The sequence below is a fragment of the Phycisphaerae bacterium genome (assembly GCA_035384605.1).
Lineage (GTDB): Bacteria > Planctomycetota > Phycisphaerae > UBA1845 > PWPN01 > JAUCQB01.
This window is the reverse complement of the sequence record DAOOIV010000062.1, coordinates 23,851-31,720: the sequence shown is the minus strand read 5'-3', so window position 1 is coordinate 31,720 and position 7,870 is coordinate 23,851. Positions and strand designations below refer to the sequence as shown.

Sequence of the window (7,870 nt, the reverse complement as noted above, 5' to 3'; positions counted from 1 at the left end):
TGCCGCTCTTGCGCCGTTCGAGACGTTTCAGAAACATCGCATCCCTGCCGCAGAAGAACACTCGCTCCTTCTGCAACAAAGATGCCACGGAAAAACGCAAATGCAATGACCAAGGTCGTGACTACACTGCTTCGGCGAAACGAAAACCGCACTCGCGACCGCGCCAATGCGGTCCAACACCCCGAAAAAAACTTGAAATCACTCTTGGGTGTCCAACTTGGGCTAGCACACACGTCACACTTGGTTTGTGCTTGGTCAAGCTATCCAACCTGCAGTTTTGCAAGAAACGGGACAAGTCGCCTCGCGCTAGGCGGAAGCATATCAGCCAACACGCGAAGATCCTCCGGAGAAGTACGGCGAGCAAATGAGAGCACATAGCCGACAAAGCCAAGAGCAAGGTAGATAGGAACGACAAGCGGATCATAAAAGAGAACCTGCATAAGCACCAGCCAGCCGAGAAGACCGAAGGTTGCCGGAGGCAAAGCCCGGAGGGCCGTGCGGTCCCATCCGTACTGGAGGATGGAACGTACGATCGCCGCGGAATACAAGCCCGCCACCGCACGGCCAACGATACGAGATGCCGCCACACCAACCAACCCAAAATACCAGCCCAGAGGCAACAGGGCGGCAATCAGGGCCACGCTCTGAAAGATCACGCCGATCAACCGCTTCTTGGGCGAGGCCAGCACCATTACCCCTATGGCATGTGGACTGTAGATCGCAGTAAGGAAGAAAGCAATGCAAAGCACTGCGAAGGGCTTCCACGCTGAACGATACTCGGAGCCAACAAGAAGATCGACGATCCAAAAGGAAGAGGCCAGCATGATAGCGCTGAGCGGCGAGAACATATAGGCGTAGGCTCGTCTGACTTTGATGAACGAACTGCGCACGACCTCCGCGCCGTGGGATGCGACAGTAGCTATGCTGGCGAGGGCCACGTTGTTGACGGCGTCCATCAGGGTGAACAAGCGGTCAAACATAGTTTTAGCAACATAGTAGATGGCCAGGTCAGCTGGCCTCATGAGAATACCCACCATCCATTGATCAGCGTAGAGAGAAAAGTAGCTGGCATAGTCCTCCGCGTAATAGGGCCAGGCATCACGCAGGAAGGAGCCCAGACGTCTCCACGACACAGGACCGACGAGATAATCACGAACAAGCCAACTCACCATCAGGTTTGGAAGCACGTTCGCCAAAACCAAACCGAGCAACAGGCCGGTCGTGTCTAGCCAGATGAACAGGGACACGATCAGGAGGGGATGAAGTACTTGCATCACCACCCCGTGCAAGCTGATCCAGCCAAACATCGACCGCCCCCTCATAATGACGGCAACCACGTTGGTCCAACTGCCCATTAGTATCGCAGGCATAAGGAGCAGTAGTTGCCGACGCAGAACCGCCAGATCGGGCGTTTCGGCGCCCGCCTCTGCGAGCAACAAGGCGGCGAGTGGTCTTGCTGCGATCACGAGGGCTGCACAGCAGAGTGGCGACATAACCGCCACTACAAGGACGTACGAATGACCAAGTAATCTGGAAGACGCCGCATCGCTGACCTCGAGACGGGGCATCTGGCGGGCGACGTAGAGCCCCAGCCCAAGGTTGCTCACCATGTAGACCAGTGACGAGAGCATCGCATACACCGAGATCAAGGCCACATCGGTGGGCCGCAGAAGCCGGGTATACAGGATCAGGCTGACCACGCCGATGCCCATTCCGAGCAATCGGCTGCCTACCATCTGGACACCGTGTTTTGCCGTCCTTCGCGTCAGACTCATCTGTCGAAGCAGGCCTCCCGCCGCCGATAACACCTAGTTGGGCACAGGGCGACTGGCAGATGCCGGTATCGAGTGAGACTTGAGCGTCCGGCCAAATGCGGACAGGTAGTCATACCGACCGGTCCAGGTCGTGTACATGATTCCCTGAACGCCACTCACAGCATCCATGCTCTCCAGCCAGCTCTGCAGGAAGCCGGCCGGATCCTTAACCGAATCAAAATCGGCACTGAGGATCTGCCGGTGACCTCTATCCGCAAAGAACCTCATGCATTCGTCACGACCAAGCACGCTCCACTTCGAGACCATCACGCTCGGATCCGGCCCCTCCCAGCTACCCGTTAGGCTCCCTTCCACCAAGTAGTATTCGTCTTTGGCGTTCGATCCCGGGTAAAACATGTCGTACCATACGACGATCTCTGCTCCTTGTCGCTCTTTCCGTACCATCTCCGACACCCGCCGCACATGCTCGGCCAGCAGTTGGCCTGGCGTCTTGCCAGAGGCCTTGCACAGCCTGCAGCCTCCGCCTGTCCGGAGCTCATCGTAGCCCAACCACCAGTACTTCGGCGAATCCAGCAGGCGATTCAGCCTTCGGATCGTGTCCTCCAGAATGTCAAAGACTTTCTGCTCACTCATGCAGCAGTCGATCTGGTTCGCATGGATAATGAGCGGGTGATAGAAGCCCACCCGTAAGCGTGTGCCGTCGGGCACTCCCTTGCGGAACCGGATATCGGGGGCGGGATGGAAGCGGTCGAAGATGCCGGCCCGATCACCCGCCTTGCCCAACAGTGGATCGTAGACCGGCTCGAAATCCTGCCCCTCGACATATGTTGCACGCCCGTCCCAACTGCGAACGGTCAGCGGGCAGCCGGGTCGCCTCAAGACGTTCACCAGGCCAACCTCGGTCAGTTCGACATCATCCACCCATGCCCGGCCACTCCGAACCCCAAACAACCCCAGGTAGACGTCGATCTCCTCATAATCCAGCGAGTTGAACACGGTCTCCATCTGCGTCCACGACTGGGTGGCCTTCACGCTGAAGCGGTTGTAGGCCAACACGCGGACTTGGCCGCCCCGGGCACCCCGAATGAGAATGTTGAAGGACTCCGTAGGAGCCAATCCGCCTGTCTGCAGCCAGAGGCTCACTCGGTAACAGCGTCGGGGCGCGACCTTGAGCCGCTGCCCCAGACGGGCATGCCCCAGCCGCCGAGCGTCTCCAAACTGCAGCCTCGCAGACATGACGCCCATGCGAGCTGTGCCTCGGTCAGCTACCACCGCCGAGCCTGGATCGTCCTGCCTGTCCCATCCTCGAAAACGCTGGTTGACTGCGTCCTCGAAGCCTCCGTTCGCCACCCTCACTGCCGGATCCTGAACCAACCGCGCTGTGCCGCTCCGCACCTCGAACACCGCATCGCGTACCTCGTAGCCGGCGGCAAGGTTAGGATCGTGTGCGAGTATCCCATGCGCCTTGCTGATGGTAGGCAAATAAACGACGACTTCAACCCCGTTTCGTCGGCAGACATCGAGCACGCGACGGATGTTCCGATAGTAGGGATTCGACGGTGAGTCATGGTTGTATTTGCCCAGCGTCGCGAACTTCGCGTCCGCCAGAACAACACCATTGAGCCCCGCGCGAGAAGCCTCCTCAATCAACGCGATGGCCCGGTCTGCATTCTGCGCCACAGCAAAATTCGAAGCGAGATAGAACCACCGCAACGGATACGGCTCGGCCGAAGCGACTGCTGCCTGACCGGCGAGCATCCCGGCAACAACACAGCCGATTGCAGCCCGGTGAGCCCAGCCAAATCTCCCCACTGCTCACCTCCGCACTGCCCCACCGGAACCATGGCATGAGCAACCGGCACAGCCAGCGGACTTTTCAAGCCCCCCCACCATCACCTCCGCCACGCGCTCCGCGGCGTGGCCGTCCCATTTTTCGGGGACCATGGTTTTGGACGGGGGGGCCTTGCGGCATTCTTTATATGCGGCGATGACCTTGGCCGGGTTGTTGCCGACCAGGCGGTTGGTGCCATTGGTGATCGTTGCGGGGCGCTCGGTGTTGTCGCGCAGCGTGAGGCACCAGACGCCCAGAATCGTCGTCTCCTCCTGGATCCCGCCCGAATCGGTCAGCACCACGGCCGCACGGCCCATCAGCTTGAGGAAATCGAGGTACCCGGCCGGCTCGACGATCCGCAACTGCTTCATACCAGCAAACCGCTCGGCCAGACCCAGCTTCTGAAGATTGTTCCGCGTCCGCGGGTGCATCGGGAAAACCGTCGGCAGGTCCTGCTGGATGACCTCCAGGGCATCGGCGATCCGGCCCAGCGACTCGGCGTTGTCCACGTTGCTCGGCCGGTGCAGCGTCACGACGTTATACCGCCCCGGCTCCAGCCCCAGATCGCTCAGAATGCTCGACCGGTCGGCCTTCTCGAGGTTGCTCCTGAGCGTGTCGATCATCACGTTCCCGACGAAGTGAACCTTATCCCCGTCGACACCTTCCCGTCGCAGATTCTCGATTCCACTCGGCTCGCTGACAAACAGCAGGTCCGAAATCGCATCGGTCAGAAGCCGGTTGATCTCCTCGGGCATCGTCCGGTCGAAGCTCCGCAGACCGGCCTCGACGTGGGCGACCCTGATCCCCAGCTTCTTAGCCACCAGGGCACAAGCGATCGTACTGTTGACGTCCCCGACGACGACCACCCAGTCCGGCTGCTGTTCCAGGGCCACCGGTTCGAACCGCTTCATGATCTCGGCAGTCTGTACCGCATGGCTGCCCGAGCCGACCTCCAGATTGATATCCGGTTTCGGGATCTCCAGCTCGCGGAAAAACAAGTCTGATAATCTGTCGTCGTAGTGCTGCCCCGTGTGGACAATCATCGCCTCGATGGCCGGATACCGCCGATAGGCCCGCATCAACGGGGCGATCTTCATGAAGTTGGGCCGGGCGCCGCAAATGTTGATGATTTTCAAAAAAGACTCCCGAATGGCAGGGGATCAGCTACCTTCACCTTTTTGTTTGTTGCGAGGCGGATTGAGCCAGACCAGGCGGACCTGCTTGGCGAACGGCGCTTCGCGGGACCGGCCCGGAACGGATTCCGGGCTGAGCGGGATTCCGGGCAGAGCGGCGCTTCGCGGGACCGGCCCGGAACGGATTCCGGGCTGAGCGGAATTCCGGGGCGAGCGGGGCTTCGCAGGATAGGCCCGGAAAGGATTCCGGGCCGAGCGGAATTTCGGGCCGAGCAGCACTTCGCAGGATAGGCCCGGAATGGATTCCGGGCCGAGCGGAATTTCGGGCCGAGCAGCACTTCGCAGAATAGGCCCGGAACGGATTCCGGGCCAAGCGGAATTCCGGGCCAAGCGGGAGCCCGGTCAAGCAGAAAGGCACACACCCCGGTACACCCACCCGCCCCGACGAACATGGTCCGCGCACACTCCGTCCCCGTCAGCCGTCATTCGCATCCGGCTGAAATTCAGTAACACTGGAGGCAGCCTCGCTCCTGGAGCTGGCGCACGATTAATACTATCGGCCTTCAGCCAGCAGGACAACAGCCGCTCTTGTGCGCCTATCTCGTTTATTTTCCATAACTAGCACCACAACCCGCGCCCGTAGCAACCCATCCAAAACAGCCGGCTCGAAGGCGACCGCCGTGGAGAAACGGAACCTGTGCGTTGTAGTGCTTTCAGCGCCAGACCCGACGTGGCTGTCCCTCCTTCTTTGGAGAATAATACGTCACGAACCGTTCATGCGTTCGCAGGCGGGCGGTCTACTAGTCGGCTAGCCTGTTAGTCTCTTCCGTCGCGACTGGTGTGCATTTTGCGCGCATGTTTCTGGATCGCAGAACGTTTGGGTTGCGGCCCGCAAAAAGGCGGTCCGCCTTGGGCTCTTGGGCCATTACGTTATTGGGCTGCTGGGCTGGTGGGCGGTTGGGCCAGCGGTCTAGTGATCTAGCAGTCTGTTGGGACCTGGGCTTTAGGGGCGGGTGGTCAGGTAGGCGGGGGCGTCGATGGGCTCCACGAGGTCATAATCCACCTCAACGCCGACACACTGGCCCAGAATGGTCACGTTCATGCACACCCGATAACGGCCGGCGTACCGCACCACGATACCCTCAAGCCCGACCAACGGTCCGGCAATGATCCGTCCCCATTGCCCTTTCTGTATCCGCGGAATGACCGCGAAATCGCCCCGCTCCTGCAATAGACGATGCACCTGTCTCAGCTCCGCCAGGAGTTGGTTCTGGTTGACCACATCCAACACGTTGGCCACACGGTTGGTCCGCAAGGCCAGATACCGCTGTTCCTCGGAGCCATGGAAAAAAACATAGCCTGGGAATATCGGAATGAGGCTGCGTGAGATTCGATTGGTCCGGCTGCTGCGAGTGACGTGCAGGGCAAGCGGCAGGTAATTGTAAATGCCAAACCGGCTCAATTCCTCGGCCAGAATTTTCTCATTGCGGGCACGGGTGTGAGCTACGTACCAGCGGCCCGGCAGATCCGCACGGATGACGAGCGCGTCGCTCTCGCCTCCGACCCCGCTGAAGACGCATTCGCCGGAGTGACTGTCAGCCATAGACCGTCAGAATAGTCGCGCCCAAGGTGATCTGCAATCTGAAGAACGGAAAGCTTCTTCGGCGGGCAAGTTGCCGTGCGTGCAGTGTTGCTATTTCGTTTGTGACTCTGATGCTCCCGCGCGCTCGAGGCCGGCCAATCCCACTGAACCACATCCCGGCACACGGGGGTCATCCCAGAGCGCGGGCAAGTCAGGCACACAAGATGCTGCTTGGCGCCGCCTCACCTCAAGAACTTCACTTGCTGCAATCCACAGAACTTCACGGTATGTTCAACGCAGCAGCGATCCCCGCCGGCGTCAGGCCGCACCTCTGGAGCCAGACGCGGTGGTTCTCCTGCCAGGTCGACCGCTTCTCCGCAGGCACCGGTCCGGCATGACCATCATAGAACATCGCGTTGGTAAAGCGGTTCAGATGCAACTCGAAAGCCACACGACGGTTGGGATTGGGCTGGCGAATATCCGGGCAATTGTACTGCGGCAATTGACCCCCGCGCCAGATATCCAGGCAATCAAGGCCCCCGCCACTGTTGATCAGAGTGCTCTTCAGTTGGGCTTCGCGACCCGGTGCCAACAGGCCCGCTGCAACCGCGCTTTCCCAGTTTTTCCGAGCCCCTAACGGGCTCAGGTAGCCCAAGCTGTTTTTGCCATCCCAGACCTTCGGTTCGGTCTCCGCACACATGATATAAATGACGTTGGCCGGCGTCTTGTACCTGCTTGCCACATTCACAACACCGTCAAGGGGCCGCCAGTCGGTGCCCGAAGGACCGTCGGGATTGAGCGAGTTGCTGACATAGCCCAGGAACGGCGCGGAGCCGGTCGCGGTGCGCTCGGCGCACTGGTACAGATCAATTTGGTCGACGCGAATGTGGTTGACGCACATGTCTGAGGTCAAGCGCTTCACCAATCCGATCTCGCGGGCGACAATGCTGACCCAATGGTCCTGGTCGTCGGGATCCGCTCCGACGGGCACTTTGCCGTTATTACGGCTGGCGAACATATTCATAGCCAAGCCGATCTGATGCTGGTTGCTCAAATCTGCGGCATTGCGCGCATGCGCCCTGGCCCGCGCAAGTGACGGCAGCAGAATCGCAATCAGCAGCGCGATGATGGCCACCACGACCAGTACTTCAATCAGAGTGAAACCGCGAACACCATCTCGTTTCTGGAACCGGGCTACCATGATCAACAGCCTCCTGTCATTACCAGACCAGCAATGCCCTGCTACCGCGCTCCCATGGTCTTCCTTACCTCGGGGCCGACCATAAGTCCGCATCCGGTCACGCGCTGACCGTGCCGACCGATCCCCCGGAGGCGAGGCCTGTGTTCGGCGGCCGTCAGCAGGACTCAGGTCATTTCTTATCGGCGAGGTTTGCCATGCTGCGATCGGGACTGAGCCACGGCCATCGGCAGCGCTGCAAAACCTCAATGGCTTGCACACTTATGGGCCTGCCGGGGTACTCCTTCACTAGAAGCATACACGAGCCTAAAGCGGAATTCAAGCACAAAGTAGCACTCAATATCAGATTAT

General features: G+C 59.8%; 5 protein-coding genes. All 5 read right to left on the bottom strand.

Annotation, left to right across the window (positions count from 1 at the left end):
- Positions 1–260: 260 nt before the first annotated feature.
- The 5 genes from PLL20_13865 to PLL20_13845 all read right to left on the bottom strand — a co-directional run bounded on the left by PLL20_13865 (position 261) and on the right by PLL20_13845 (position 7,522).
- Positions 261–1,775, bottom strand: a complete 1,515-nt coding sequence (locus PLL20_13865) for a lipopolysaccharide biosynthesis protein (protein HPD31078.1) — start codon at positions 1,773–1,775, stop codon at positions 261–263.
- A gap of 33 nt (positions 1,776–1,808) precedes the next feature.
- Positions 1,809–3,587: a hypothetical protein gene (locus PLL20_13860; GenBank protein ID HPD31077.1), complete on the bottom strand. Its 1,779-nt coding sequence runs from the start codon at positions 3,585–3,587 to the stop codon at positions 1,809–1,811.
- A gap of 3 nt (positions 3,588–3,590) precedes the next feature.
- Positions 3,591–4,742, bottom strand: a complete 1,152-nt coding sequence (gene wecB / locus PLL20_13855) for a UDP-N-acetylglucosamine 2-epimerase (non-hydrolyzing) (GenBank protein ID HPD31076.1) — start codon at positions 4,740–4,742, stop codon at positions 3,591–3,593.
- A 1,000-nt stretch (positions 4,743–5,742) separates the two neighbouring features.
- Positions 5,743–6,342, bottom strand: coding sequence for a transcription termination/antitermination NusG family protein (locus PLL20_13850; GenBank protein ID HPD31075.1), 600 nt, complete (start codon positions 6,340–6,342; stop codon positions 5,743–5,745).
- 259 nt (positions 6,343–6,601) lie between these two features.
- Complete coding sequence (locus tag PLL20_13845) at positions 6,602–7,522, bottom strand: prepilin-type N-terminal cleavage/methylation domain-containing protein (GenBank protein ID HPD31074.1); 921 nt, start codon at positions 7,520–7,522, stop codon at positions 6,602–6,604.
- Positions 7,523–7,870: the final 348 nt, after the last annotated feature.

What these genes read in the sequence shown, in the direction of transcription:
- PLL20_13865 (HPD31078.1), bottom strand. Translation starts at nt 1,775, where the DNA reads ATGAGTCTGACGCGAAGGACGGCAAAACACGGTGTCCAGATGGTAGGC.
- PLL20_13845 (HPD31074.1), bottom strand. Translation starts at nt 7,522, where the DNA reads ATGGTAGCCCGGTTCCAGAAACGAGATGGTGTTCGCGGTTTCACTCTG.
- PLL20_13850 (HPD31075.1), bottom strand. Translation starts at nt 6,342, where the DNA reads ATGGCTGACAGTCACTCCGGCGAATGCGTCTTCAGCGGGGTCGGAGGC.